This is a genomic window from Pseudonocardia abyssalis (assembly GCF_019263705.2).
GTDB classification, from domain to species: domain Bacteria; phylum Actinomycetota; class Actinomycetes; order Mycobacteriales; family Pseudonocardiaceae; genus Pseudonocardia; species Pseudonocardia abyssalis.
Map to the genome: position 1 here is coordinate 1,451,896 of NZ_JADQDK010000001.1, position 26,213 is coordinate 1,478,108.

At 74.6% G+C, this 26,213-nt stretch carries 22 protein-coding genes; 9 read left to right on the forward strand and 13 right to left on the reverse strand.

The annotated features are described in order from the left end of the window. Window positions 1-37: 37 nt before the first annotated feature. The 6 genes from I4I81_RS06950 to I4I81_RS06975 form a co-directional block, all read right to left on the reverse strand. Complete coding sequence (locus tag I4I81_RS06950; protein ID WP_218601754.1) at window positions 38-832, reverse strand: SDR family NAD(P)-dependent oxidoreductase; 795 nt, start codon at window positions 830-832, stop codon at window positions 38-40. A gap of 1 nt (window position 833) precedes the next feature. Next, a complete protein-coding gene (locus tag I4I81_RS06955; protein ID WP_218601753.1) occupies window positions 834-1,256 on the reverse strand; it encodes a TOBE domain-containing protein in 423 nt (140 codons plus the stop codon). Window positions 1,257-1,326: 70 nt separating this feature from the next. Continuing rightward, entirely contained in the window at window positions 1,327-1,731 is a 405-nt protein-coding gene (locus tag I4I81_RS06960) for a winged helix DNA-binding protein (RefSeq protein WP_218601752.1), read from the reverse strand. 155 nt (window positions 1,732-1,886) lie between these two features. Beyond that, entirely contained in the window at window positions 1,887-3,947 is a 2,061-nt protein-coding gene (locus I4I81_RS06965) for a hypothetical protein (RefSeq protein ID WP_218615894.1), read from the reverse strand. A 99-nt stretch (window positions 3,948-4,046) separates the two neighbouring features. Beyond that, on the reverse strand, window positions 4,047-6,536 hold the full coding sequence (locus I4I81_RS06970) for a bifunctional lysylphosphatidylglycerol flippase/synthetase MprF (protein ID WP_218605786.1): 2,490 nt from the start codon (window positions 6,534-6,536) through the stop codon (window positions 4,047-4,049). Further along, window positions 6,533-7,801, reverse strand: a complete 1,269-nt coding sequence (locus I4I81_RS06975) for an alpha/beta hydrolase (protein ID WP_218615895.1) — start codon at window positions 7,799-7,801, stop codon at window positions 6,533-6,535. The genes I4I81_RS06970 and I4I81_RS06975 overlap by 4 nt, the downstream gene beginning before the upstream one ends. A gap of 570 nt (window positions 7,802-8,371) precedes the next feature. Here I4I81_RS06975 and I4I81_RS06980 point away from each other — a divergent pair. From I4I81_RS06980 to I4I81_RS06995, 4 genes are read left to right on the forward strand one after another with little or no spacing between them, the layout of a single operon-like run. Next, on the forward strand, window positions 8,372-8,692 hold the full coding sequence (locus tag I4I81_RS06980; RefSeq protein ID WP_218615896.1) for a DMT family transporter: 321 nt from the start codon (window positions 8,372-8,374) through the stop codon (window positions 8,690-8,692). 20 nt (window positions 8,693-8,712) lie between these two features. Continuing rightward, window positions 8,713-9,006, forward strand: coding sequence for a DMT family transporter (locus tag I4I81_RS06985; protein ID WP_218615897.1), 294 nt, complete (start codon window positions 8,713-8,715; stop codon window positions 9,004-9,006). Next, a complete protein-coding gene (locus I4I81_RS06990; RefSeq protein WP_218606035.1) occupies window positions 9,003-9,554 on the forward strand; it encodes a TetR/AcrR family transcriptional regulator in 552 nt (183 codons plus the stop codon). Before I4I81_RS06985 ends, I4I81_RS06990 begins: the two co-directional genes overlap by 4 nt. A gap of 5 nt (window positions 9,555-9,559) precedes the next feature. Next, window positions 9,560-10,789, forward strand: coding sequence for a cysteine desulfurase-like protein (locus I4I81_RS06995; protein ID WP_218606034.1), 1,230 nt, complete (start codon window positions 9,560-9,562; stop codon window positions 10,787-10,789). Here I4I81_RS06995 and I4I81_RS07000 read toward each other — a convergent pair. The 3 genes from I4I81_RS07000 to I4I81_RS07010 form a co-directional block, all read right to left on the reverse strand. Next, entirely contained in the window at window positions 10,693-11,460 is a 768-nt protein-coding gene (locus I4I81_RS07000) for a CPBP family intramembrane glutamic endopeptidase (protein WP_226363799.1), read from the reverse strand. The genes I4I81_RS06995 and I4I81_RS07000 overlap by 97 nt on opposite strands. After that, window positions 11,457-12,356 carry an NAD(P)H-binding protein gene (locus tag I4I81_RS07005; protein ID WP_218615898.1) on the reverse strand — a complete coding sequence of 300 codons (900 nt, stop codon included), beginning with the start codon at window positions 12,354-12,356 and terminating at the stop codon, window positions 11,457-11,459. Before I4I81_RS07005 ends, I4I81_RS07000 begins: the two co-directional genes overlap by 4 nt. Before the next feature lie 178 nt (window positions 12,357-12,534). Next, entirely contained in the window at window positions 12,535-13,095 is a 561-nt protein-coding gene (locus I4I81_RS07010; RefSeq protein WP_218605414.1) for a helix-turn-helix domain-containing protein, read from the reverse strand. 38 nt (window positions 13,096-13,133) lie between these two features. Here I4I81_RS07010 and I4I81_RS07015 point away from each other — a divergent pair, with 38 nt between their 5' ends. Continuing rightward, window positions 13,134-13,655 (forward strand): GNAT family N-acetyltransferase, encoded by a 522-nt coding sequence (locus I4I81_RS07015; protein WP_218605415.1) that lies wholly within the window; start codon window positions 13,134-13,136, stop codon window positions 13,653-13,655. A 1-nt stretch (window position 13,656) separates the two neighbouring features. On the opposite strand, the gene I4I81_RS07020 is transcribed toward I4I81_RS07015, so the two are convergent. Then, a complete protein-coding gene (locus tag I4I81_RS07020) occupies window positions 13,657-14,160 on the reverse strand; it encodes an Lrp/AsnC family transcriptional regulator (RefSeq protein WP_218605416.1) in 504 nt (167 codons plus the stop codon). 67 nt (window positions 14,161-14,227) lie between these two features. On the opposite strand from I4I81_RS07020, the gene ald reads away from it, so the two are divergent. Then, on the forward strand, window positions 14,228-15,358 hold the full coding sequence (gene ald, locus I4I81_RS07025; protein WP_218605417.1) for an alanine dehydrogenase: 1,131 nt from the start codon (window positions 14,228-14,230) through the stop codon (window positions 15,356-15,358). A 33-nt stretch (window positions 15,359-15,391) separates the two neighbouring features. After that, entirely contained in the window at window positions 15,392-16,453 is a 1,062-nt protein-coding gene (locus I4I81_RS07030; RefSeq protein ID WP_218605418.1) for a diacylglycerol/lipid kinase family protein, read from the forward strand. A gap of 7 nt (window positions 16,454-16,460) precedes the next feature. Here the strand turns inward: I4I81_RS07030 and I4I81_RS07035 are convergent, their stop codons facing one another. The 3 genes from I4I81_RS07035 to I4I81_RS07045 all read right to left on the reverse strand — a co-directional run bounded on the left by I4I81_RS07035 (window position 16,461) and on the right by I4I81_RS07045 (window position 21,094). After that, complete coding sequence (locus I4I81_RS07035; RefSeq protein ID WP_218605419.1) at window positions 16,461-17,477, reverse strand: DNA polymerase IV; 1,017 nt, start codon at window positions 17,475-17,477, stop codon at window positions 16,461-16,463. Next, window positions 17,478-18,920, reverse strand: a complete 1,443-nt coding sequence (locus tag I4I81_RS07040; protein ID WP_218615899.1) for an SGNH/GDSL hydrolase family protein — start codon at window positions 18,918-18,920, stop codon at window positions 17,478-17,480. A gap of 140 nt (window positions 18,921-19,060) precedes the next feature. Then, window positions 19,061-21,094, reverse strand: a complete 2,034-nt coding sequence (locus I4I81_RS07045; RefSeq protein ID WP_218603916.1) for a SpoIIE family protein phosphatase — start codon at window positions 21,092-21,094, stop codon at window positions 19,061-19,063. A gap of 99 nt (window positions 21,095-21,193) precedes the next feature. On the opposite strand from I4I81_RS07045, the gene I4I81_RS07050 reads away from it, so the two are divergent. Both I4I81_RS07050 and I4I81_RS07055 read left to right on the forward strand, forming a co-directional pair. Next, on the forward strand, window positions 21,194-25,612 hold the full coding sequence (locus tag I4I81_RS07050) for a HAMP domain-containing protein (RefSeq protein WP_226363800.1): 4,419 nt from the start codon (window positions 21,194-21,196) through the stop codon (window positions 25,610-25,612). Between the two features lie 34 nt (window positions 25,613-25,646). Next, window positions 25,647-26,180 (forward strand): response regulator, encoded by a 534-nt coding sequence (locus I4I81_RS07055; protein WP_218603915.1) that lies wholly within the window; start codon window positions 25,647-25,649, stop codon window positions 26,178-26,180. Window positions 26,181-26,213: the final 33 nt, after the last annotated feature.

The window sequence follows — 26,213 nt, forward strand, 5'->3', positions numbered from 1 at the left end:
CCCGCCACCCTTCCACGTGGCCCCGCCGCGAGCCGTCTCAATAGTGGATCGCGCCCCGGGCTCCGCCGCCCGCGGCCACCGCGTCGCCGGTGACCGCGACGCTGCGCGGCGAGCAGAGGAACACCACGACGTCGGCGACCTCCTGCGCGGTGGGCAGGCGGCCGATGCTGGTGGCCGCCCCGAGGCCGGCGGCGACCTCCTCGGAGGTGGTGCCCTGCGCCTCCGCGCGGGCCGCCAGCAGGGCCGGGATGCGCTCGGTGACCGTCAGCCCCGGATGCACGACCGTGACCCCGACGCCCGAGGGCCCCAGCTCGTCGGCGAGGTTCTTGGTCAGCGCGGCGACGGCGACGTTGCGCACGGAACCGGCGATCGAGCCCGACTGGCGGGCGGCCAGGCCGCTGACGTTGACGATCCGGCCGCCGCCCTGCGCGATCATGTGCGGCGCGACCGCGCGGGCGCAGCGCAGGTAGCCGAGCACCTTGGTCTCGAACTCGGCGCGCATCGCGTCGTCGGTGAGGTCGGCGAGTGCGGGGACGGGCCCGCCCGCGGGGGTCGCCGCGGCGTTGACGAGCACGTCGACCCCGCCCCACTCCGCGACGACCCGCTCGACCATCGCGCGCACCGCGGCGTCGTCGGAGGTGTCCGCGACGACGGGGAGCGCCCGCACGCCGAGTGCGGTGACCTGCGCGGCCGCGGCGTCGAGCGCCGCGGCGTCGCGGGCCACCAGCGCCACGTCGGAGCCCTCCGCGGCGAGGCCGAGCGCCACCGCCAGGCCGATCCCGCGGCTCGCGCCGGTGACCACGGCGCGTTGCCCGGTCAGCAGGAGGTCCACGTCAGTCGTCCGATCGGTGCTGGGGGAGGCGGGTCGGGGTCTCGACGACGACGTTGGTCGACTTGACCACCGCGACCGCGAGCACCCCGGGACGCAGGTTCAGCTCCTCGACGGCCTCGCTGCTCATCAGTGACACCACGCGGTGCGGCCCGCACTGGATCTCCACCTGCGCCATCACGGTGTCCTGCACCACCGAGGTGACGAGCCCGACGAAGCGGTTGCGCGCGGAGCGCAGGACGTCGGAGGGGTCGGGGACGGAGCGGGCGTGGTCGCGGGTGAACTCGGCGAGCGCGACGCCGTCGACGACGCGGCGGTTCGACTCGTCGCGCCGCACCGGGAGCGTCCCCTGCTCGACCATCCGGCGGACGGTGTCGTCGCTGACCCCGAGCAGGCGGGCGACCTCGGAGATCCTGAACTGCGGCATCGCGCCACTCTAGGACCGACCGTCCGCACCCCTCGCCGCGGACGTCGACCGCGACCTCCCGGGAGGGCTCTCAGAGCTCGGCGGGCGCGGGTAGCCGCGCCGCGACGCGGGAGAGCAGCACGGTCAGGGCGGCCGTGTCGGCGGGCCCGAGCACCCCGGTGACGACGTCGGCGACCCGCACCATCAGCCCGTCGGCCTGGTCGAGCCGCACCCGCCCGTGCTCGGTGACGCGCCCGCCGTCGACGAGACCGGCGTCGTGCAGCCGGGCGAGGGCCGTGGGGTCGGCGCCGGGGGATCCGGCGGCGAGCGACCGCAGCGTCGTCAGTTCGGTGGCGGTCATCCCGAGCGCGGCCTCGACCTGCGCGATCACCGGCTCCAGCCGGACGCGCGTGCGGTCGAGCGCGTCGAGCAGGCGCAAGGTGTCGGCGACGGGTGCGAGGAGCACGGGCGAGCCGGTGAGGGCCGGGAGATCCACACCACGTCGACGAACGGCGCGGCCCCGGGGTTCCCGCCCGCGTTCGCCGGATGTGGGGTGGCCGGCCGCGGTCCCGCGGCATGATCGGTGTCGACCGCACGTCGGCGCCCTGGTGGGGACGCCGAGGTGCGGCTCGCGGTGATCAGGGGCGCGGGTCAGCGGTCGGTGTCGGCGGCACGGTGCCGCCCGCGCTCGAGACCCTGCTGGTAGACGGCGAGCCGCTCCCGCACCTTCTCGGGCTCGCGGTCGCGGGATCCGCCCTGCGGCGCGGGGTCGCCGTGCAGCGGCGGCGCCACCATCTGCGTCCCGGGGCGCCGGCGGGGGAGGCCGGCCGACGTCGACTGCGGCGGGGGACCGGCGGGCCGGGCCGCGCGCTCGGACGCGGCACGCCACTCGGCGTCGCTGGGGGTGTTCCAGTCCGGGGGCGGTCCGCCGGCTGCGCGGCCGGCGGTCGCCGCCCCGTCGTCGTCGACGAACCAGGCCGACGCCACCGCCTCGTAGATCGGGGTCGGCGCGCTCTCGCGCATCCGGTCGCGCAGCGACCCGGTGAGCGGGCCGAACAGCTCCGCGTCGCCGCTGCCGCGCGACAGCGGCGGCTCGTCGGTCCAGACCGGGCCGGCGGGCAGCACCGGCGGCTCGAGCGGGCGGACCGCACCGCCCGGCCGGAACGGGTCCTCCGGCCGGCGGGGCTCGTCGCGCCACAGAGGCTCCGGCCGGCGCTCGGTGGCGCGGGTGGCCTGGCCGCGGCGTGGCAGGCCGGGGTCCGTTCCGTTCCGGGGGCCGACGGGCCGGGATGTCTCGAACCGGGAGGTCTCGGGCCGGGAGGTCTCGGGCCGGGCGAACCCGCCCGGGGAGAGCTCCACACGAGGGGGCTCTCCACGGGGGGGCTCGGTCGGGGGCGTCCCGGGCCGGTGCGCGTCGGGGAGCGGCTCGGCTGCGCCGGTTCGCTCGGTCCGAGACCGGTCCTGACGGACCGGGTCCCGGCGGTCGGCATCGAGCCGCACGGCGTCCCGCTGTACGGGACCGGCCGAACCGGGACCGGACAGCCCGGGACCGGTCTGCCCGGGACCGGTCTGCGCGGCGTCAGGTCGACGGGTGTCGGTCGGCATCGGGTCGGACCGCATGGGGTTGGACCGCATCGGGTCGGGCCGGACCGGGTCGGGCCGGACCGGGTCGGGCCGGACCGGGTCGGGATCGCGCCGGGACCCGAAACCGGGGAGCGGGTCGGACAGCGGATCGGGCCGCCGCGAACGCTCGGGCGCCACGGGCGGCTCACCGAACCCGTCGTCGTACCCGTTGCGCTCGCCGACGGTGCCACGGGCGTCGACGGCGGGGCGCGGGTCGGAGGCGCCGTTGCCCGGGTGGCCGTTCGCCGGGTGCCCGTTGCCCGGATGGCCGGGTCGGCCGTTGCCGTTGCCGTTCGACCGCCCGGCGTGCCCGTTGCCGTTGCGGGTGGCCGGGTCGCGGTTCCAGGAGCGGGGGGCGTCGGGGGCGGCGAACGCGACGGCGTCGAGCAGGTCGGGCGGGCAGTGCACGACGACGACGATCCCGGGGCCGGCCAGGGTGCCCCGGCGCTGCTGCACCCGCAGCCCGACGCCGCTGCGCCGGGCCAGCCGGGCCGCGACGAACAGCCCGACGCGGTTGGACACGATGTCGTCGATGATCGGGCGGTCGCCGAGGCGACGGGTGAGCTCGTCGATCTCGCCGGGGCTCGGGCTCGGCCCGTCGACGACCACCTCGACGACGACGCCGCCGTCCTCGGACCGGTTGCTGGCGACGTCGACGCGGCTCAGCGGGGCGGCCGCGGTGACGGCGTGCGTCAGGAGCTCGGTGAACAGCGCGATCAGGCCCGCGACCGCGCGCGGGGCGATGCTCGCGTCGGGGGCGGGCCCGAGGCCGATCCGCGAGACGTCCTCGACGCCGGACCGGGCGTCGGCCAGCACGTCGGCGACCGACCGGGGGCCGCGGGACCGCGGGCCCTGCTGCGCACCGGCGAGGACCAGCACGTTCTCACTGCCGCGCAACGACCGCTGCAGCGACGTCCGGAGCTCCGCCAGGTCGGCCAGCGACTCGTCGCGGCCGTGCACCTGGAGGCGCTCGACGAGGGTGAGCTGCCGCTCGAGCTGGCTCTGCAGGCGTTGCGCCATGCAGACCAGTACCTCGTCGGTCTCCCTGCTCTCGCGCGCCACCCATGCCCTCCGACGGTTATCGGTCAACCCGGGCGAGGGTACTAGCCGGGAAATCGAACTCCCGGCGGGTTGCCTGGCCTGCGCCGGTCGGCCCGGTGCACGCGACGGTCGGTCGCCGTGGCCCGTTCACGTGTCCGGGCGACCCTCCCGCATGCGTGCGACGAGCCGGGCGGACTGACGAGCGGTCAGGTCGGGGAGGTAGGCGCGACCGAGGGCGACCCCGATCGCGGGCAGTGCGACCGGGTCGGGGTAGGCCAGGAACAGGGGTTCGTAGGTGGGCTGGAACTTCGCCTTGAACGCCAGCAGCGACCGGAACCCGTAGACGGGCTCGAGTGCGTGCCCGGCGACGTCGAGGACGCGCTGGAGCCCGTCGGCCTGCTGCGGCTCGAGCTGGGCCAGTGGCGCGCCGGACAGCGAGGCGAACCGCGCTCCCTCGTCGCGGAAGGTCTGGGCGGCCGAGGCGATGAGGAACTCCATGATCCCGTGGGTGCCGGAGCGGCGGCGCATGAAGTCCAGCGTCCAGCCGACGATCTCGCCCCCGTCGTGGACGGGGAGCCAGCTCGTGACGCCGAGCACCGTGCGGTCGGTGTCGACGGCGACCAGGCAGCGCACGTCGTCGTCGGCGAGTTCGTCGAGGCCACCGAGGGTGAAGCCCATCTCGGGCAGCCCCTTGTCGACGACCCACTCCTCGCTGATCGCCCGGATCTGCTCGGTGACGGCGAGTGGCGCGTGCCGGTAGGTGATCCACTCGGCGGTGGTGCCGTTCCTCGTGGCGCGGTTCAGCGCGCTGCGCACGTCCTGCCAGCGCTTCCCGGTGAACGCCAGGTCGGGCAGCGGGATGACGGTCTCCTCGGCGACCTGCACCGCGCTCCACCCCAGGGCCGCGCACGCCACGCGGGTCTGCTCGGTGACGCTGTAGAACGCCGGGGTGAGGCCCCGCCCGGCGCAGTGCGCGGCGAACCCGCCGACCGCGGCGGCCCGCGCGTCGGCCGGGCCGATCGGGTCACCCGTCGTGACCGCGACGCCGCCGATCACCCGGTAGGCGACCGCGGCGCCGTCCGCTGCCGTGGACGCGGCACCGAACCAGTAGGAGTGACCCGGCCACGTGGAGAGCCACCCGAGGTGGGATCCGCCGGTGCTGGTCAGCAGGTCGCGGGCGCGGGTGGCGTCCTCGGATGCGCCCTCGGGCCGCGACGCCACGAACGATCGCAGCAGCCCCGCCGCCACGACCAGCCAGAACACGACGCCGGTCCACTCGAACAGCAGCGTCGCCAGCAGTTCCTGCGGCAGGAAGCCCGGCTCGACCTCGCCGAGGTAGCCCGGCGGCAGGAAGCGCAGCGGCAGGTCGGCGGCCAGCTCACCGGTCGACGGCGGGCGGTCGAAGCCGTCGGCGGCGAGAGTGCCGCCGCCGACGTACGCCACCGAGACGACGACGAACGCGCCCGCGACGACGATCCCGAGCCGCCGGTAGGTGCCCGCCGGCGCACGCACCGCGAACCGCGCCCGCGTCAGGACGAGCAGGACGGCGACCGCGAGTGGCACCAGCGGGGGCAGGACCAGCGCGAGGACCTGCCGCGCACCGGGCGCGCCCCCGTAGACGACGAGCTGCTCGGCCGGGGTCGCGGCGACCTGCGTCGCGAGCAGCAGCCCGAGCACGGCGAGCAGCAGGTTCAGTGCGATCCCGGCGACCCACGCCGCGCGCCGGCCCCGTCGCAGCCCTTCCGCGGTGACGAGCAGCAGCAGCACCGGGATCGCCGACGCGATCGCCGGCCCGATCCCGGACAGGCGCAGCTGGGCCTGCAGCGACCGGCAGACGTCGGTGGCCGCGGTGGCGCAGATCTGCTGGACGGTCGCGGCGTCCGGCGGCGGCGACAGCACCACGAACTGCAGCACCGACAGCGGCCCGATCGGGGCCTGCGCGATCGCCGCGACGACCGGGCCCACCGCCGACGCCGCCACGACGAGCGCCACGAGCACGCGCCCCTCCGACCGCGACGAGGACCCGGTCCGGTGCGTCGCCACCCCGCGCAGCACCAGCGGACCGGCCAGGACGCCGGTCAGCGCGGAGGTGAGCAGCAGGGAGTCGGTCAGCTCCCCCGAGTAGGCGACGAGCATCACGACGCCGACGAGCAGCACCAACCGGATCCGGCGCCGCCACAGAGCGGACAGGGCGTGGCTCACGGCGAGCAGCAGTCCGACCGCGCCCGGCGCCCCGCCGACGGCCACCTGCGCCGCCAGCTCACCCGCCCACGCGCCGCCTGCGGCCGATCCGGCGGCGATCGCGCCCACCGACAGCAGCGTCCCGACGACCTGCGTCCCGACCAGCAGTGCGGCCGTCCGGAGAGCCCCGATCCGGCGCTCGGCTACCGCCCCGGCCCCGAGCACCAGCGCGGCTGTCACCAGGTGCCCGGCCGGGCCGCCCCAGAACGCGATCGCGGTGAGCGGGGTCCACCAGCGGCCCGCGCCGAGCGGGCCGACCCCGGTTCCGACGGCGTCGAGCACGCCCTGGCCGGGGCCGTTCGGGATGCTGCCGGTGAGGATCCCCGCGACGACGGCGATGACGGTGAACGCGATCGTCAGGGGAGCGCGGCGCACGAGTGTCTGCACGATGCTCACGAGGTGATCCCCAGTCGGGTTCCGAGCCAGGGGAGTGCGTCGCCGAGTCCAGGGCCCCAGACCTCCCAGGTGTGCTCGCCGGGGCGGGGACGGAACTCCACGTCCATCCCGGCCGCCTGGGTCGCCGCGAAGACCTCCTCCGCCTGCGGGAGATAGACGGTGTCCTGCAGCCCTCCGACCAGGTAGCCCGCGGTGGCCGGGAACCGCCGCGTCGCCAGGACGTCGAGCGGGTTGACGGTCCGGTAGGCGGCCTCGTCACCGCCGAACGCCTCCGCGATCGTCTGCGTGCGGTCGCCGAGGGTGGGTGCGTCCTCGCCGGAGATGTCGACGAACGTCGCGAACAGGTCGGGGGCGTTGACGGCGAGCTGCAGCGAGCAGGTGCCGCCGTTGGACAGCCCGCCCACGGCCCAGCCTCCCGGCGTGACCTGCAGCGTCGAGCGGATCCAGGCGGGGACGTCGACGGTGAGGTAGGTGAAGGCGTTGCCGAGCGGGGAGTCGACGCACAACGGGTTGGCGAGCGGGTCGCCGAGGTGGTCGGGCAGGACGACCACCGGGGCGAGCCCGTCGTGCTCGGCGGCGTAGGCGTCGGCGCGCTGGGCGAGCTCGCCGCTGGTGAGCCAGTCGTCGGGGGAGCCGGGCTGGCCGGACAGGAGCACGAGCACGGGCAGCTGCGCGCGCGTCGAGCCGAGGTAGGCCGGGGGCAGGTAGACCCAGGCGGGGCGGGCGGGGAAGCCGGACGTCGTCGCCGGGATGTCGACCTGGCTCACGACGCCCGCGTCGGGCATGTCGGCGGGCGGGCGCCACCCGTTCTCCAGCGGCGTGCCCCGGGTCCCGACGTACTGGCGCTGGCGCGCCGCGACGTCGGCGAAGGGCAGGACGTCGGCTGCCGCCAACCCGAGCGCGGTGCGCACCGTCGGGAACTCCTGGTAGTAGCCGTTGACGCCCTGCGCCGCAGCCAGGACCACGAGCACCGCGGCCACCGGAGACCACCACCGGAACCGGGCCACCGCCAGCCCCGCCGCGACCAGCCCCACCCCGACGGCGAGCACCACGAGCAGCGGGATCGGGTCGGGGAAGGGCTGCCAGACGACGTCGACGACGAACACCGCGGCGGCGGTGAGCGCGACCGCGGAGACGAGCACGACCGGCACGGCCCGCCCCCACCAGCGGCGCCCGCGGGCGGCGAGGAGCAGCACCAGCCCCGTGGCGCCGGCGACGAGGACCACCCCCGGCAGCGGGCCGCTCAGCAACGACCACTCGAGCATGCCGCTGATCATGCCCCCGCCGCGCGGGCCCCCCGCCCCCGGTTCCCCACCCGCGAGTCGCGCCATTCCCGCCCGCGAGTCGCTGTTCGTGCGCCCGCGAGTCGCTGATCGTGCGCCCCGCGAGTCGCTGTTGTTCCGCCCGTGAGTCGTCCGTTGTCGCTCGAGAGGTCCTCAGCCGGGACTCGCCGAATCCGCACCCGGCGAGTCGCCGAATCCGCACCCGCGAGTCGCTGAATCGGTGCCTGTGGCTGCTTCTCCTCCACGGCCGCCCGTTGAAGATCGTCACGACACGTGCGTCACGGCCCTCCGAACGGCGACACCGCACCTCTCGGAGCGATCATGAGCGGACGCCGACTCGACTCGTCTACGCGTCGCGCGCAGTCGGCCCGACCCGCCGGGGATGGTGCGGCCAACCGCAGGCGCAGGGACAGCGACTCGCTGGCGCGGATCCGGCGACTCGCGGGCGCGGATCCAGCGACTCGCGGGCGCAGGAACAGCGACTCGCGGGTCGGAGCGGGGGACACGCAGGGTGTGTACAGTTGTACATATCAGGTCTGTGGGGTGCTTGCGGTGGCGTACGCGTTGTTGGTCCTGGCCGTGGTGTCGGGGGTGGTGGGGTCGACCTCGCTGAAGCTGTCGCTGGGGTTCCGGCGCCCCTGGCCGGTGGTCGGCACGCTCCTCGGGTACGGGGTGGCGACCGTCGCGCTCGGGCTCCTCATGGAGTACCTGCCCGTCGGCGTCATCCACGCCGTGTGGGGCGGGGGAGCGGCGGTGCTGCTCACCCTGGTCGGGCGGGTGGTGTTCGGGGAGCGGATCACCGTCTCCCGCGTGGCCGGGGTGGCGCTGATCGTCGGCGGCGTGGTCCTGCTGAACCTGTCCGGCACGCTGTGAGGTCGAGTCCGTGGTGGCCGATGGCCGGCGCCATCGGGGCCGAGATCTGCTCGACGCTCCTGCTCAAGGCCTCCGACGGCTTCGCCCACCCGTGGATCGGGGCGGCGGCGCTGGCCGGGTTCGGCGTGACGCTGTTCCTGCTCTCCCGTGCCCTGCTGACACTCCCGCTGGGCCTCGCGTACGCGGTGTGGGTGGGCGTCGGCAGCGTCGTGGTGACCCTCGGTGGGGTGCTGCTGTTCGGCGACCACGTCGGCCCGGGCGGGGTCGTCGGGATCGCGCTGGTGGCGGCGGGGGTCGTGGTGATCAACCTGTGAGCCGGGGTCCCAACGACCCGGGCCGCCGCGACCGGATCGTCGCCGCCGCCGTGGACCTGATGGGCCGTGACGGCCTGCACACGATCACCCACCGGGCCGTCGCCGCGCACGCGGGCGTGCCGTTGGGGTCCACCACCTACTACTTCCGCGACCTCGACGACCTGCTGCTCGCCGCCGTCGCGGTGGCGCTGGAGCACTCGCGCGGGCGCATCGACGACTGGGACGCCGACCTGCCGACCGGGGCCACCGCGGAGCAGGTGTGCCGTTCCCTCGCGGAGATGACCGTCGGCTACCTGACCGAGCACACCGCCCGCACGGTGCTCGACTACGAGCTCTACGCCGCCGGCCTGCGCCGCGAGCAGCTGCGGGCGCGCAGCGCGGAGTGGATCGGGCTGCTGCGCACCGCCCTGCACGGCCGGTTCGACCCCCTCACCGCCGACGCCCTCACCGCCGCCGTCGACGGCTTCACCCTGCAGGCCCTGCTCGCCCGCGGCACGCCGACCGTCGACGCGTGCGAGGCGCTGCTGCGCCGCGTCGTGGCAGGGTGAGGCGCGTGAGCTTCGACGTCGCCTCGGTCCGTGACCACTTCCCGTCCCTGAAGGCCGGGTACGCGCACTTCGACGGGCCCGGCGGCTCGCAGGTGCCCGACGTCGTCGCGCAGGCCGTCGCCGAGACGATGACCTCCCCGCTGGCCAACCGCGGCACGATCACCGCCGCCGAGCGCACCGCCGACGCGATCGTCCTCGCCGCGCGGGCCGCGATGGCCGACCTCCTCGGCGCCGACCCGGGCGGGATCGTCTTCGGCCGCAGCATGACGGCGTTGACGTTCGACCTCGCCCGCACGCTGGCCGCGGGATGGGGCCCGGGCGACGAGGTCGTCGTCACCCGCCTCGACCACGACGCCGACATCCGGCCCTGGGTGATCGCCGCGGAGGCCGTGGGCGCGACCGTGCGGTGGCTCGGCTTCGACCCCGCCACCGGGGAGCTCGACGACGTCACCCCGCTGCTGTCCGACCGCACGAGGCTCGTCGCGGTCACGGGTGCGTCGAACCTCATCGGCACCCGCCCCCCGGTCCGGGAGATCGCCGACCGCGCGCACGGCGCGGGCGCGCTCGTCCACGTCGACGGGGTGCACCTCACCGCGCACGCCCCGATCGACGTCACCGAACTCGGTGCCGACTTCTACGCGTGCTCCCCGTACAAGTTCCTCGGCCCGCACTGCGGGGTGCTCGCCGCCGAACCGGCGCTGCTGGAGACGCTGCGCCCCGCGAAGCTGCTGCCGTCCTCGGACGCCGTGCCGGAGCGCTTCGAGCTCGGCACGCTGCCCTACGAACTGCTCGCCGGCACCACCGCGGCCGTCGACTTCCTGGCCGGTCTCGTTCCCGGCGACGGCACCCGGCGCGAGCGGCTCACCGCGTCGATGACGGCGGTCGAGGCCCACGAGGACCGCCTGCGCCACCGGATCGAGGACGCACTCGCCGCGCTGCCCGGCGTCACCGTGTACTCACGTGCGGCCCGGCGCACGCCCACCCTGCTGGTCGGGTTCGACGGGCGGGACCCGGCGGAGGCCTACCGCTTCCTCGCCGAGCGGGGCGTCAACGCTCCCGCCAGCTCGTTCTACGCGATCGAGGCGTCGCGGCACCTCGGCCTGGGCGACGGCGGGTCGTTGCGGATCGGGCTCGCGCCCTACACCGACGACTGCGACGTCGACCGTCTGATCGCCGCACTGGGCGAGTTCGTGTCGGCGCCGCCGGCGGAGTCTCGGAACAGCGGCGGCAGGTAGCGCAGCATCAGAGACGACCAGGTCAGGTGCGTGAGCAGCGGCGCCTGGATCCCGCCGGACGATCGGCGCTGCAACCCGAACAGCGCCCCCATGACGCCCGACGCGAGCACGAGCGCCGGGTTGCGGGTGGCGACGGTGGCGAGCATGTACACCCCGGTCGAGGCGACGATCGGCCGCCGCTCGCCGACCGCCGCGTACAGCGCACCGCGGAAGAAGACCTCCTCGGCCGCGCCGTTGGCCAGCGTGGTGAGCACGACGAGCCCGTTGCTGCCCTGGTCGGCGTACTGCAGGATCGAGGAGATCGCCCGGTCGAGCACCGGGATCCGCTTGGCCACGAGCGCGGCGGCGTAGAACGCACCGAACGCGCCGACGCCCAGCAGCACCGGCGTGACGAGCGGGCGGCGCAGGTTCTCGCCGTACTGCATCCAGCCCAGGTGCAGCTTGCCCGAGGCGAGCCCGCCGATCAGCCAGGTGGCCGCGGTGCCGAGCGTGATGCCGTAGAAGGCGGGGGAGTCCGGCTTCGTCGACAGGCCGGCGCCGAGCATCCCGGCCCCGGCCAGCGACGTAGCCGCGACGACCCGGCGGCGGCGGCGGAACTTCGCGTCGGACTCCCGGTGGTCGCGCGGCACCTTCTCCGCGAGCCAGTGCGGCAGGAACCGGGTGACCGTCACTTCTTCTCCCGCGCGGCTCGTGCCCGGTCGCCCAGTGCGGCCAGCACGGCGTCGTCGTAGTCCATCGGCTCGAACGGGACGAGCTCCCGGATGGCGGGGTCGCGGACGACCACCTCGTTGGACATGGAGTCGATCAGGGAGCGGCCGGTCTGCACGTCGACGTCGGTGACCAGCGACAACCACCGCGACGAGAGCTGCGGCGACAGCAGCGGCACCGGCACGACGATCATCGTGCGGCCCTCGATGACGGCCACGCGGCGCATCATCTCGACGTACTCGAGGACCTCGGTGCCGCCGATGTCGAACGCGCGGCCCTCCGTGGCGGGTACCTCCAGCACCCCGACGAGGTAGCGCACGACGTCCGCGACGGCGATCGGCTGCGTGCGGGTGCGGACCCAGCGCGGCGTGATCATCGCCGGGAGGTGCTCGACGAGCTGGCGCGTCATCTCCCAGGAGATCCCGCCGTGCCCGACGATGATCCCGGCGCGCAGGACGGTGACCGGCACCCCCGCCTCGCCGAGGATCTTCTCCACCTCGCGGCGGCTGCGCAGGTGCTCGGACAGGTCGTCGGCGTCGTCGCCGAGCCCGCCCAGGTAGACGATGCTCGAGACCCCGGCGTCGGCGGCGGCCTTGCCGAACGTCCGCGCGGCCTCCGCGTCGCGCTCGGCGAAGTGCGGGTCGTCGAGGGAGTGCACCAGGTAGTAGGCGACGTCCTGCCCGGACAGGGCCTCGGCCAGCGATGCGGCGTCGTGGACGTCGCCCGGCACGGCGGTGCCCGCGCCGCGGTAGCTCTCGGGGCGCCGGGTCATCGCCGAGACCTCGTGGCCGGCCTCCTCGAGGGCGGGACACAGCCGCCCACCCACGAACCCGGACGCACCGGTCACCAACACGCGCATGGTGTCACCTTCCCGCGCGGGCGGGGATCCGGCGACTCGGGGGCGGGTGAGAAGCGACTCGCGGGCGTGGATACCGCGACTCGCGGGAGGGGGGCGTGTTCCGCGAGTCGCGCCTTCTCCGCCCGCGAGTCGCTCCGTTACCGCCCTCGAGTCGGGTGTTCCGCCCCGGGTCGCGGGCTCAGCTCCGGCGGGCCAGTGCCACCAGGTAGCGGCAGTCGTGGTCGGTCGGGTTGACGTAGGCACACGGCTGCGGCGAACCGAGCTGCAGGCAGTCACCCACTCCCAGCTCGTGCAACACCTCGCCCTCCTCGAAGTGCAGCGTGCCGGTGAGCACCCAGATCTGGTGGTGCAGGAACGCGTAGGACTCGGTGGGGTAGGCGATCCGGGCGCCGGCGGGCAGGTGGATCTCGACGAGCTCCAGCGGCCCGCCGGGGTCGGGCGAGACGGCCCGCCGTCGGTAGCCGCTGTCCGGGTCGGTCCAGGTGGGTTGGTCGGCGGCCCGGACCAGCCGCCCACCGGTGCCCTCCGCCCTCGCCACCAGCTCGGACAGCGTCATCCCCAGCGCCCCGGACAGGCGCCCGAGCAGGGCTGCGGTGGGCTGCGCCTCGCCGCGTTCGATCTTCCCGATCATGGTGCGGGACACCCCGGACCGCTCCGCGAGGGCGGCTGCCGAGAGGTCGCGGGAGGTGCGGGCCGCGTAGAGCACGGCGGCGAGCGCGAGAGAGAGCCGGTCGGACACGGGTGTCACCATAGTGCCTTGATGGCTACTATCGGGCCATGACCGTGCGTGATGCGATCGAGGACGACGCGGCGGCCTGCGCCGCGATCTACGCCCCCTACGTCACGGGTACGGCGATCTCGTTCGAGTCCGATCCGCCCACCGCCGCGGAGATGGCCGGGCGGATCGCCGCCGCGCAACGGACGCACGCCTGGCTGGTGCTCACGGACGGGTCCGGCGTGCGCGGCTACGCCTACGGCGGCCGGTTCGCCGCGCGGTCCGCCTACCGCTGGTCCTGCGAGGTCAGCGTCTACCTGGAGACCGGGCTGCGCCGCACCGGTGGCGGCCGGGCGCTCTACGCGGAGCTGCTCCCGCGCCTGGCCGCCCGCGGCTACCGCACCGCGTTCGCCGGCATGACCCTGCCCAACGCCGCGAGTGCCGGCCTGCACCGGGCGCTCGGGTTCGAGCCCGCCGGGACCTACCGCCGGGTGGGGTGGAAGGCGGGGCAGTGGCACGACGTGGCCTGGATGCAGTGCCCACTGGGCCCGCCGGACGAGACCGCCCCCGACGACCCGCGCTGACTCAGGGACGGTCCCCACGGGTGTGCTCGAAGATCAGGCTGGTCTCCGTGCCCGCGACGGCGGGGTCCCGGTTGAGCTGCTCGCCGACGAACCGCCGCAGCTCGTCGGTGCTGGCCGTGGCCACATGCACCAGGAAGTCGTTGGCCCCGGCGAGGAAGTAGACCTCCAGCACCTCGGGGTAGCGGGTGAGCCGGGCGGTGTACTCGACGATCGCGTTGCGGGCGTCGGGCTGCAGCCGGATCGCGATCATGGCCTGCAGGTCGTGACCCAGTGCCCGGGGGTCGATGTCGGCGTGGAACCCGCGGATCACCCCGCGGGTGCGCAGGGCGCGGACGCGGGCCAGGCAGGTCGACTGCGCGATGCCGACGAGGTCGGCGAGGTCCTTGTTGGACACCCGCGCGTCGGCCCGCAGCGCGGCGACGATCGCGCGGTCGGTGTCGTCGAGCCGAAAATCCTGCGGCGAGCCGGGCTGTAGGGGCCGCGGGACGGCAGAAGGCAGTGGCACGGGGACCTCTGTGAGAATGATCTGCGGTTCGGTTGCAGCGTACTGGCAGGATCCTCACTCTGGAACGATGAGAATCGGTGTGCCCCGCGAGGTCAAGAACCACGAGTACCGCGTCGCCCTGACCCCCGGCGGGGCGCACGAGCTCACCCGGCACGGGCACCACGTGCTCGTCGAGCGGGGCGCCGGGCTCGGCAGCTCCCTCTCCGACGCCGACTTCGAGGCCGCGGGCGCGCGCATCGCCGCAGGAGCCGACGAGGTCTGGGCGGCGGCCGACCTGCTGCTCAAGGTCAAGGAGCCGATCGAGCAGGAGTACCACCGGCTGCGCAGCGGGCAGGTGCTGTTCACCTACCTGCACCTCGCCGCGTCGCGGGAGTGCACGCAGGCGCTGCTCGACTCCGGCACCACGTCGATCGCGTACGAGACCGTCCGCACCGCCGACGGCGCGCTGCCGCTGCTCGCCCCGATGAGCGAGGTCGCGGGCCGCCTCGCCCCGCAGGCCGGCGCGGGTGCACTGATGCGCGCCGCGGGCGGCCGCGGCGTCCTGATGGGCGGGGTCCCCGGGGTCCGCCCGGCGAACGTCGTCGTCCTCGGCGCCGGGGTGTCCGGGCAGAACGCCGTCGCGATCGCCGTCGGGATGGGCGCGGAGGTCACGGTGCTCGACCTCGACATCGCGAAGCTGCGCGACCTCGACGACCGCTTCGCCGGGCGCGTGCGCACGGTCGTGTCCAACGCCCACGAGATCGAGTACGCCTGCCTGGCCGCCGACCTGGTGATCGGCGCCGTCCTGGTCCCCGGCGCCCGCGCGCCGCGGCTGGTGAACAACGACCTGGTCCGCCGCATGAAGCCCGGCTCGGTGCTCGTCGACATCGCCATCGACCAGGGCGGCTGCTTCGAGGACTCCCACCCCACCACCCACACCGACCCGACCTACCGCGTGCACGACTCGGTCTTCTACTGCGTCGCGAACATGCCCGGCGCGGTGCCGCACACGTCGACCTACGCGCTGACCAACGCGACGCTGCCCTACGTCCTGCGCCTCGCCGACCTGGGCTGGGCCGACGCCGTACGGGCCGACCCCGCGCTCGCGCAGGGTCTGTCCACCCACGAGGGCGCGCTGACCAACCTGCAGGTCGCGCACGACCTCGAGCTGCCGTTCTCCGACCCGGCGACGCTGGTCACAGCCGGACTCTCCGGCTGATCGGGGGCGGACGCGGGCGAATACAGTGCGCCCGTGTCCACCTCCGGGGCGACCTGGCTGGTCGTCGTCATCCTCTTCGTGCTGCTCCTCGGGACCCTGCTAGCTTTCGCCGTGCGCAACCGCCGTTCCGAATCCCCGGCCGAACCCTTCGCGGCCGATCCCGAGGACCGGCCCCTCGCCGCGGTCGTGGCCAACCCCACCAAGGTCGAGTCGGACACCCGTGAGCTCATCGCCGGGCTGTGCATCGAGCTGGGCTGGGCCGAGCCGCTGTGGATCGAGACCACCGTCGACGACCCGGGCACGGGGCAGGCGCGCAAGGCCGTCGAGCAGGGTGTCGACGTCGTCATGGCCTGCGGGGGCGACGGCACCGTGCGGTCGGTCGCGGAGGCGCTGGCCGGCACCGGGGTGGCGATGGGTCTGCTCCCCGCCGGCACCGGCAACCTGCTCGCCCGAACGCTGGGCACGCCGCTGGAGATGGCCGCCGCCGCCCGGGTCGCGCTCACCGGTGACGACCGCGCGATCGACATCGGCCGTGTCCGCGTCGACGGCGAGTCCGACGAGCGGGTGTTCCTCGTGATGGCGGGGACGGGCTTCGACGCCGAGGTCATGGGCAACACCCCCGAGGCGCTCAAGGCGAAGGTCGGGCCGCTGGCCTACGTCGTGTCCGGGCTGCGGGCGATGCGCGGGCGGCGCACGAAGGTGACGATCCGGCTCGACGGCGGCGAGGACCTGCGTCGCCGCACCCGCACCGTGCTCGTCGGCAACAGCGGCACGCTGCTCGGGGGGCTCGTGCTCATGCCCGAGGCCGAGGTCGACGACGGGGTGCTCGACATCGTCAACCTGGCCCCCAAGGGCATCCCCGGCTGGGTCGCCGTCGCCGCGCGCGTGATCAGCCGCAGGCGCCGTGGCCACGAGCGCGTGGAGCACTGGACGGCGAAGGAGGTCCTCATCACCGCGGAGGACCCGCAGGCGTCCCAGATCGACGGCGACCCGATCGGCGACGTCACCGAGATGTCGGTCCGCGTCGACGCCGGAGCACTCGTCGTCCGCGTCGCCGAGGGCAGCCCGGCCGCGGAGCTGCTGCCCGGGAAGTAGGCCCGGCTCAGAACTCCGCCCGCACCCCGACGAGTCGCACGGCGCGGCGGGTCGGGAACCGGTCCAGCACCCCGGCCGCGGCCGCGGCCAGCACGTCGGCGTCCAGCGTCGGGGCGGGGAGCGTCGCGCTGCGCGTCCGCGTGGTGAACGGGACGAACCGGACCGTGACGCCGACCCGGCGCGCCGGCCGCCCCGCCAGCTCGCCCGCGACCGTGCGGGCCAGTCCGGCGACTTCGGTGCGCACGTCGGCCCAGTCCTCGAGGTCGGCCTGGAACGTCGTCTCGCGCCCGTGCGAGCGCGGCACCCACGGCGTGCCGTCCACCCGTTCCCGGCCGATGCCCCGGCCCAGCTGCACGTGGTAGGGACCCCTCGCCGGGCCGAGGTCGGCGGCGAGCGCGGCCGGGTCGGCCGCGGCGAGGTCGGCGACGGTGTGCAGCCCCCGGTCGGCGAGCTTCCGCGCGGTCTTCACCCCGACGCCCCACAGCGCGCGGGTCGGCCGGTCTCCCATCACGGCGAACCAGTTCCCGCGGGTGAGCCGGAAGACCCCGGCGGGTTTCCCGAACCCGGTCGCGATCTTCGCCCTCAGCAGGTTGTCGCCGATCCCGACCGTACAGCGCAGGGACGTGGCCGCGTACACCTGCGCCTGCACGTGCGCGGCGAACGCCTCGGGGTCGTCGGTGTCGACGCCGAGGAACGCCTCGTCCCACCCCATCACCTCGACGACGACGCCCGGCAGGGCACGGAGCGCGTCCATCACCCCGGCGGAGGCGACGTCGTAGGCGGGGTTGTCGGCGGGCAGGAACACCGCGTCCGGGCAGCGCTTCACGGCCGTGCGCAGCGGCATCCCCGAGCGGATCCCGTGCTCGCGCGCGGCGTAGGACGCCGTCGCGACCACGCCCCGCTCGGTGGGGTCACCGCGACCGCCCACCACGACCGGGAGCCCGACGAGGCCGGGCCGCCGCAGGACCTCGACCGCGGCGATGAACTGGTCGAGGTCGACGTGCAGCACCCACGGGGCCGCCACCTAGCCGCCCCGGGGGGCCGGTGGGTCGAGCAGCGGCGTCACCGCCGCCGCCATCCGCAGCGACCCGACCCCCGTCGGGTGGAAGGGGAACGGGTCGGCGAGACCCTGCAGGTCCGGGCCGAGCCCCGCGCGCACCGATCCGCACAGCGGGCGCAGTACCGGGCGGGCCACGTCGAAACCGTACGCCTGCGCACCCGCGGTGAGGATCTCGTTGACGGCCCGGTTGCGCTCGTCGAGCAGGGCGATCTTCTCGGCGTCGAGTCCGGGGAACTCCTCGGGCCCGCGGCTGTCCGGGCACGGGACGTCCGACGGGACCCCGTCCGGGGGGAACGCGTCGTAGGAGGTCATGACGATGATCTGCGGTCGGCCGGGTAGGTCGTTGAGGTCGATGAGCAGGTCCCCGTAGACGCGGTCGAACGCGGCGAGGCGGTAGTCGAACTCGCCCTGGGTGAGGTTGTCGGCGCAGTCCGGCACTCCGTAGCAGTAGAGCAGGAAGTCGATCCAGCCCACGTCGTTCGGTCCGACGGTGACCACCACCCAGTCGAGCCCCTGCAGCTGCCTGAGCAGCCCGACCTGCGGCGACAGCGTCCGCCCGCCCTCGTCCTGCGGGCCGCGCAGGCCGGCCGTCACGGTCGCCGACGGGCAGGCGAGGTTGAGCACGCGGTCGCCGCGCAGCGCGGCGATCTGCTCGGCGAGCGAGTCGGTGCTCCGCCGGCACGCGACGTCGTCGGGTGATCCGTCGGGCAGCGGCGGGCCGCCGAGCCGGGCGGCCCGCGAGTCGCCGATCACGGCCCCGTCGAACCCGGCGATCGGCGGACCCACCGGCTCGGGGGGCAGGTGCCGGGCGCCGACCAGCTGCGACAGCGACGCCACCGAACCCAGCCCGCCCGCCGCCCCCGCGTAGGCCAGCGCCCCGGCCGTGCCCCAGGCCAGCACGGAGGCGACGACGGCGGCGGCGGTCATCCGCCCGGCCCCCCGTACGCAGTGCGACCAGATCTCCGGGAGCGTCCGCTGCCCGCCGGGCAGGCGGCTCTCCGCGCGCAGCACCAGCAGCGTGCGCAGCCCCGCCGCACCGGCGGACGCGGCGAGCGTGAACGCGACCAGCAGGACCGCGCCCCACAGGTACCAGGCGAGGAACCCGCCGGTGACGGCGTCGACGGCCTCGCGCCGCAGCCGCGGTCCCGCCTCCGGGTCGAGCGCGGCCTGCGCGGCGGCGTTGCGCTGCACCGGGCCCAGCGTGAGCTGCGGCCGCAGCGGCCCCCACACGCGCAGGCGCTCGACGTCGAACGCGGTGTTGCCGACCTGCACCACCTGCGCGGGACCGGCGACGCTGAGGTCGGGCGACCGCGCTCCGACGGTGATCTGCTGCCCGAACGCGACCAGGTCCTGGCCGGGCGTCAGCGCGACGGTGGCGGGCACGCCGACGGCCAGGCAGAACAGCACCAGCGCGACGGCGGGACCGGACCGGATCCGCGGGGACGTGGACAGCTCTCCTCCTCGGGTCGGCGGCCGTCGTGGCTCCAGGGTGCCCCCTGTACCGCGCGGGGCCGACCGATCCGGGCGGTGAGCCCCGCCACGCCCGCCTATGGGAGTGCCCGGACCGCCAGCAGCGCGATGTCGTCGTCGCGCGGGTCGGAGGAGAACCGTTCGACGGCGGCCCGCGCGGCCTCCACCAGCTGCGCGGCGGGCTGCCCGGCCGCGGCGGCCGCGGCGGCGAGGAGGCGGTCGGAGCCGAACTGCTCGCGTCCGCGGCGCCGCTCGGTGACCCCGTCGGTGTAGACGAGCAGCGTGTCGCCGGGTGCGAGGCGGTGCCGGGTGGCGGTGAGCTGCACCTGCGGCACCAGCCCGACGGCGGTGCCGAACTCCCCGATCAGCTCCGCGGTCCCGCCGCGGTGCACCAGCACCGGCTGCAGGTGCCCGGCCAGCACGAGGTCGACGTCGAAGCCCGGGGCCTCGCCGGGGCCCGGCCGGCTGACCTGCGCCGCGGCGAGCGTGCAGAACTGCAGCGGATCGTCGGCGTCCATCATCACGTCGTTGAGCAGCTCGACGGCGCGCGAGAGCGTCCGCCCGTCGCGGACGAGCACCCGCAGGACGTCGCGGACCAGCCCGGTGCGCGCCGCGGCCCGCGCGCCCTTGCCGCAGACGTCGCCGATGGAGACCAGCCAGTGGGCGGGGTCGATGGTGAGGACGTCGTAGAAGTCGCCGCCGACGTCGGTGCCTGCGGTGGCCGGGAGGTACTGCGCGGCGAAGTCCAGACCGGGTGCGACGGGCAGCGCGCGGGGGAGCAGCGCCTGCTGCAGCGCCTGGGAGACGTCGACGTGCGCCGCGGTGCTCTGCGCGTTGTGGATCGCGAGCCCGGCGCGGCGGGCGATGTCACCGATCAGGACGACGTCCTCGGGGGAGTGCGGACGCCCGTCGGGCCGGCCGACGACGAGGGTGCCGAGCGTGCGGCCCCGGGCCCGCAGCGCCACGGCGACGCCGTCGGTCGGCATCGCGAACCGCATCGTCGACCCGTCGTCGCGCAGCAGGGCGGTGAGCCGGTCGCTCAGCTCCCCGCCGAGGCCGGGACGCCCGCCCGGGTCCAGGACGGCCCGCAGCTCGGGCAGCTCGTCCTCGTCGGCGTGGGTGAGGGCGGCGAGGCGCAGCCGGCCCAGGGGGTCGGCGAGGTGCACCGCGCACCACTGGCCCAGCCGCGGCACGACCACCTGCGGGACGACGGCGACGGCCAGCTCGACGTCGAGGGACTGGGAGAGCAGCTCGCTGGTCTCGGCGAGGTAGGTCATCCAGGCGCGCCTGCGCTGGTCGACCCCGCGCAGCCACGCCGACTCCACGGCCATCGCGACGCGGTGCGCCACCAGCTCGGCCAGCTCGCGGCCCGGCGCGTCCGAGCCCCCGCCGGTGACGCGCAGCAGCCCGCGCAGCGGTGCGGTCGTCGGGAGCACGACCTCGAGCCCGCCCTCGGGGCCGGGGACGCCGGAGCGGGCGAGCTCGCTGAGCCCGGTGCCGTCCCCGTCGTCGACCTCCACGACGACGGATCGCGCGTCGAGCACCTCGCGCAGCCGCCGCGCCAGCTCGGCGACCAACTCCGCGGGTTCGAGCCGGTCGGCCAACCCGGTCGGGACGTGCAGCAGCCAGCGGGTGCGTTCGGGATCGGACCCGACCGGGACCGGGCCGGACCCGCCCGTCTCGGCGGGCCGTGCGGGCGCGGTCCGCGCCGGGGTGCGCAGGACGCTGAACCAGGTCCGGTGGGTGCCGTCGGCCTCGTGCCGGGTGCCCCACACCGAGGCGAGCCGCTGCAGCATCGTGAGCCCACGACCGTGCGTCGACGCGCGGCCGTACAGCCGCCGCGGGCGGGCGAGGTGCACCTCCAGCGGGCCGGCCCCGCGGTCGCTCACCGTGACCGTCACCTCGGCTTCGGTGACCCGCAGCTCCACCTCGTACTCGGTGCCGGCGTGCAGGACCGAGTTCTCGCACAGCTCGCTGGCCAGGAGCACCGTGGTGTCGACGACGGCCTCGAACTCGGGGGCGCCGAGCGCGTCGAGGAGCATCCGGCGTGCCTGACCGGGGGAACGCGGGTCGGGCGGCAGACGGATCCGCCGCTCGGTCGGTCCGGGCATCCGTGCAGTGTGCCCGGCGGGCCGAGACGGTGCTCCGTGGGGCGGATGGGTCTGCACTAGGGTCGTCGTCACCGATGACGGCCGCGCAGGGAGGACGTCGTGACGGCGAAGAGGACCCGGGCTGATGCCCCGGGATCGACGGGGCCGGGGGACGGCGACGACCTCCTCCGGGAGCTGGCCGACGCACTGGGTCAGGTGCGGCGCGGCCGGTTCGACGTGCGGCTCCCGCGGCGCGAGGGGGCAGCGGGCGAGGTCGTCGACCAGTTCAACGAGATGGTCGGGATGCAGGAGCGGCGCAACCGCGACCTGCTGCGGATCGGGCGGGTCGTCGGGCGCGAGGGCCGGATGTCCGACCGCCTCGACGAGGAGTCCTACGACGGCGGCTGGGCCACGGGCGCGCAGGCCGTCAACTCCCTGATCGACGACCTGGCGCGGCCCACCGCGGAGATCGCGCGGGTCATCGAGGCCGTCGCCGAGGGCGACCTGTCCCAGCACATGGCCCTGGAGATCGAGGGCCGCCCGCTGCGCGGGGAGTACCTGCGGATCGGCCGCACGGTCAACACGATGGTCGACCAGCTCTCCAGCTTCGCCGTCGAGGTCACGCGCGTGGCGCGCGAGGTCGGCACCGACGGGCGCCTGGGCGGCCAGGCCGACGTGCGCGGGGTCGCGGGCACCTGGCGGGCGCTCACCGACTCGGTCAACACGATGGCGTCGAACCTCACCGACCAGGTGCGCTCGATCTCCACCACCGCCACCGCGATCGCCCAGGGCGACCTGTCGCGCAAGATCACGGTGACGGCTGCGGGTGAGGTCGCGGCACTCGCCGACACGATCAACTCGCTCACCGACACGCTCGCGCTGTTCGCCGACGAGGTCACGCGCATGGCGCGCGAGGTGGGCACCGAGGGGAAGCTCGGCGGGCAGGCCGAGGTCGCGGGCGTCGCGGGCACCTGGAAGAACCTCACCGACGCGGTCAACCTGATGGCCACGAACCTCACCGACCAGGTGCGCGGGATCGCGCAGGTCGCCACGGCGGTCGCGCAGGGGGACCTGTCGCAGAAGATCACGGTCGATGCGCGGGGGGAGATCCTGGAGCTCAAGTCGACGGTCAACACGATGGTCGACCAGCTGCAGAGCTTCGCCGACGAGGTCACCCGGGTGGCCCGCGAGGTGGGCACGGAGGGCAAGCTCGGGGGGCAGGCGCAGGTCCGGGGCGTGTCGGGCACCTGGCGCGACCTGACGGAGAACGTCAACCAGCTGGCGTCGAACCTGACGGGTCAGGTGCGCAACATCGCGCAGGTCACCACGGCGGTGGCGCGGGGGGACCTGTCGCAGAAGATCACCGTCGACGCGCGGGGGGAGATCCTGGAGCTCAAGTCGACGGTCAACACGATGGTCGACCAGCTGCAGAGCTTCGCCGACGAGGTGACGCGCGTGGCCCGGGAGGTGGGCACCGAGGGGCGTCTGGGCGGTCAGGCGCAGGTGCGCGGCGTCGCGGGGACGTGGCGCGACCTCACCGACAACGTCAACTACATGGCGTCGAACCTGACGGGTCAGGTGCGCAACATCGCGCAGGTCACCACGGCGGTGGCGCGGGGGGACCTGTCGCAGAAGATCACCGTCGACGCGCGGGGGGAGATCCTGGAGCTCAAGTCGACGGTCAACACGATGGTCGACCAGCTGCAGTCCTTCGCCGACGAGGTCACCCGGGTGGCCCGCGAGGTGGGCACGGAGGGCAAGCTCGGCGGCCAGGCGGAGGTGAAGGGCGTCGCGGGGACGTGGCGGGACCTCACCGAGAACGTCAACGAGCTGGCGTCCAACCTCACCCGCCAGGTCCGCAACATCGCGCAGGTCACCACGGCCGTCGCGCAGGGGGACCTGTCGCAGAAGATCACCGTCGACGCCCGGGGCGAGATCCTGGACCTCAAGACCACCGTCAACACGATGGTCGGGCAGCTGCAGTCCTTCGCCGACGAGGTCACGCGCGTGGCCCGGGAGGTGGGCATCGAGGGGAAGCTCGGCGGCCAGGCGGAGGTGAAGGGCGTCGCGGGGACGTGGCGCGACCTGACGGAGAACGTGAACGAGCTGGCGTCGAACCTGACGGGTCAGGTGCGCAACATCGCGCAGGTCACCACGGCGGTGGCGCGGGGGGACCTGTCGCAGAAGATCACCGTCGACGCGCGCGGGGAGATCCTGGAGCTCAAGTCGACGGTCAACACGATGGTCGACCAGCTGCAGTCCTTCGCCGACGAGGTCACCCGGGTGGCCCGCGAGGTCGGCACCGAGGGGAAGCTCGGGGGGCAGGCGCAGGTCCGGGGCGTGTCCGGCACCTGGCGCGACCTCACCGAGAACGTCAACCAGCTCGCCTCGACGCTCACCACGCAGCTGCGCGCGATCTCCGCGGTCTCCACCGCGGTCGCCAGCGGCGACCTCACCCAGCAGATCCGGGTGGCCGCGCTCGGCGAGGTCGCCGAGCTCAAGGACACGATCAACATGATGATCGGGGCCCTGCGCGAGACCACCACGACCAACGCCGACCAGGGCTGGCTCGACTCCAACCTCGTGCGCATCGGCGGCCTGCTGCAGGGTCAGCGGGACCTGCGCGCGGTCTGTCAGATGATCATGAACGAGGTCGCGCCGCTGGTGGGGGCGCAGGTGGGGGCGTTCTTCCTGGCCACGCCGCGGAGCGAAGGTGCGGCGCGCGTCGACGCCGACCGGTCGGGCCCGGACGGACGGTGGGTGCTCACCGGTGGGTACGCGATGGCCGTCGACGACCCGCCGGTCGCGGTGCGCTCGGGCGACGGGCTGGTCGGGCAGGCGGCGGCGACGGGCGAGACCGTGCTGATGACCGACGTCCCCGACGACTACCTCCCGGTCCGCTCGGGCGTCGGGGTCGCGGCACCGCGCGCGGTGGTGGTGCTGCCGGTGCCGTTCGAGGGCGAGTCGCTCGGCGTCATCGAGTTCGGGTCGGTCACCCCGTTCTCCGCGCTGCACCTGGCGTTCCTGGAGCGGCTCGTCGGCGCGATCGGCGTCGCGCTGGCCACGATCCGGGCCAACCGCCGCACCGAGGAGCTGCTCAAGCAGAGCCAGGGGCTGGCCACGGAGCTGCAGGACCAGTCGGCGGAGCTGCAGCGCGCCAACGCGGAGCTGGAGGAGAAGGCCGAGCAGCTCTCCGAGCAGAACCGCAACGTCGAGATCAAGAACATGGAGATCGACGCCGCCCGGCGCGGAGTGGAGGAGAAGGCGCAGCAGCTCGCGCTGGCCAACCAGTTCAAGTCGGAGTTCCTGGCCAACATGAGCCACGAGCTGCGCACCCCGCTGAACTCGCTGCTCCTGCTCTCGCGCCTGCTCGCCGACAACGCCGACGACAACCTCACCGCCCGGCAGATCGAGTTCGCCAGCACGATCCACGGGGCCGGGTCCGACCTGCTGGTGCTCATCGACGACATCCTCGACCTGTCCAAGATCGAGGCCGGGCGGGTCGACGTCGACTCCGCGGTCGTCGACCTGGCGGAGGTGCGCGGCCACGTCACCCACGCGTTCGGGCCCCAGACCGAGGACAAGGGCCTGGAGCTGCGGGTGCGGGCCGCCGCCGACCTGCCCGACACGATCACCACCGACGCCCAGCGGCTGCAGCAGATCCTGCGCAACCTGCTGTCGAACGCGATGAAGTTCACCGCGGCGGGCAGCGTCACGCTGACGATGTCCCGCGCCCCGTCCGGCACGGTCTACGGCGTCCCGCCGCTGGACGCGGCCCGGCACGTGATCGCGTTCTCGGTACGCGACACCGGCATCGGCATCCCCGAGGACAAGTTCGCGATGATCTTCGAGGCGTTCCAGCAGGCCGACGGCACGACCAGCCGCAAGTACGGCGGCACCGGCCTGGGCCTGTCGATCAGCAAGGAGCTGGCCCGGCTGCTCGGCGGGCGGATCGACGTGTCGTCGGAGGTGGGGCGGGGATCGGAGTTCACCCTGTACCTGCCCGACGAGCTGCCCGCCGTCACCTCGACGGCGCGGATCGCGCCGCGGCGCACCGCACCGGACCCGGCGCCGCCGGGGGAGGGGACCCGGCCGGACGGCAGGGCCCCGATCCTGCGCTCGGCGGGCCCGACCGCCCGGCCGGTCGCCGGGCTGGCCGGCGTCACCGTCCTGATCATCGACGACGACGTGCGCAACGTGTTCGCGTTGACCAGCGCGCTGGAGCTGCACGGGCTCACCGTGCTGTACGCGGAGAACGGCCACGACGGGATCGCGATGCTCACGGAGCACCCGGATGTCGACGTCGTCCTGATGGACGCGATGATGCCCGACATCGACGGCAACGAGACCACCCGACGCATCCGCGCCCTGCCGCAGGGCCGCGGCCTCCCGGTCGTGTTCCTGACGGCGAAGGCGATGCCGGGCGACCGCGAGTCCAGCCTGGCCGCGGGAGCCACCGACTACGTGACGAAACCGGTCGACCTCGACGAACTGCTCGTGCTCATGGCGTCGTGGGTGGCGGGGCGGGTGGCATCGTGAGCCCCGTCGACGTGATCTCTCCGGCGGAGGCGTCATGAGCATCGCGCGCGTGCTCGCGGTCGACGACCGGCGGGAGAACCTGCTGGCCCTGCAGGCGATCCTGGAGGGGCTGCCGATCGAGATCGAGTCGGTCACCAGCGGGGAGGACGCCCTCAAACGGCTGCTCACCGGCGACTACGCGGTGATCCTGCTCGACGCCCACATGCCCGGCATGGACGGCTTCGAGACGGCCGGGCACGTCAAGCAGCGGGAGCGGACCCGCCACATCCCGATCCTGTTCCTCACCGCCGTCGACTACGACCCGCACCTGGCGTTCCGCAGCTACCAGGCCGGGGCGGTCGACTACATCACCAAGCCGTTCGACCCGTGGGTGCTGCGGTCGAAGGTGGCGGTGTTCGTCGACCTGTGGTCCATGCACACGGAGCTGGCCCTGCGCGCCGCCGAGGTGGGCCGGCTGCGCCGGGCCGTCGACGACGCGGTGGAGCTGCTCGACGGCACGGGCCGCGACCGGACCCCGGACCCCGCGGCGGCGCGGGCCCGGCTGGACGCGGTGCGCGAAGCCCCGTAGGAGCGCGCTGAAAGCTCGGCCGCCGGCTACGGC

Bases quoted from the DNA above. Each gene is read 5' to 3' on its own strand.
- I4I81_RS06955 (WP_218601753.1), bottom strand. From the start codon at position 1,256: ATGCCGCAGTTCAGGATCTCCGAGGTCGCCCGCCTGCTCGGGGTCAGC.
- I4I81_RS06975 (WP_218615895.1), bottom strand. From the start codon at position 7,801: ATGCTCGAGTGGTCGTTGCTGAGCGGCCCGCTGCCGGGGGTGGTCCTC.
- I4I81_RS06985 (WP_218615897.1), top strand. From the start codon at position 8,713: ATGGCCGGCGCCATCGGGGCCGAGATCTGCTCGACGCTCCTGCTCAAG.
- I4I81_RS07005 (WP_218615898.1), bottom strand. From the start codon at position 12,356: ATGCGCGTGTTGGTGACCGGTGCGTCCGGGTTCGTGGGTGGGCGGCTG.
- I4I81_RS07015 (WP_218605415.1), top strand. From the start codon at position 13,134: ATGACCGTGCGTGATGCGATCGAGGACGACGCGGCGGCCTGCGCCGCG.
- ald (WP_218605417.1), top strand. From the start codon at position 14,228: ATGAGAATCGGTGTGCCCCGCGAGGTCAAGAACCACGAGTACCGCGTC.
- I4I81_RS07045 (WP_218603916.1), bottom strand. From the start codon at position 21,094: ATGCCCGGACCGACCGAGCGGCGGATCCGTCTGCCGCCCGACCCGCGT.
- I4I81_RS07055 (WP_218603915.1), top strand. From the start codon at position 25,647: ATGAGCATCGCGCGCGTGCTCGCGGTCGACGACCGGCGGGAGAACCTG.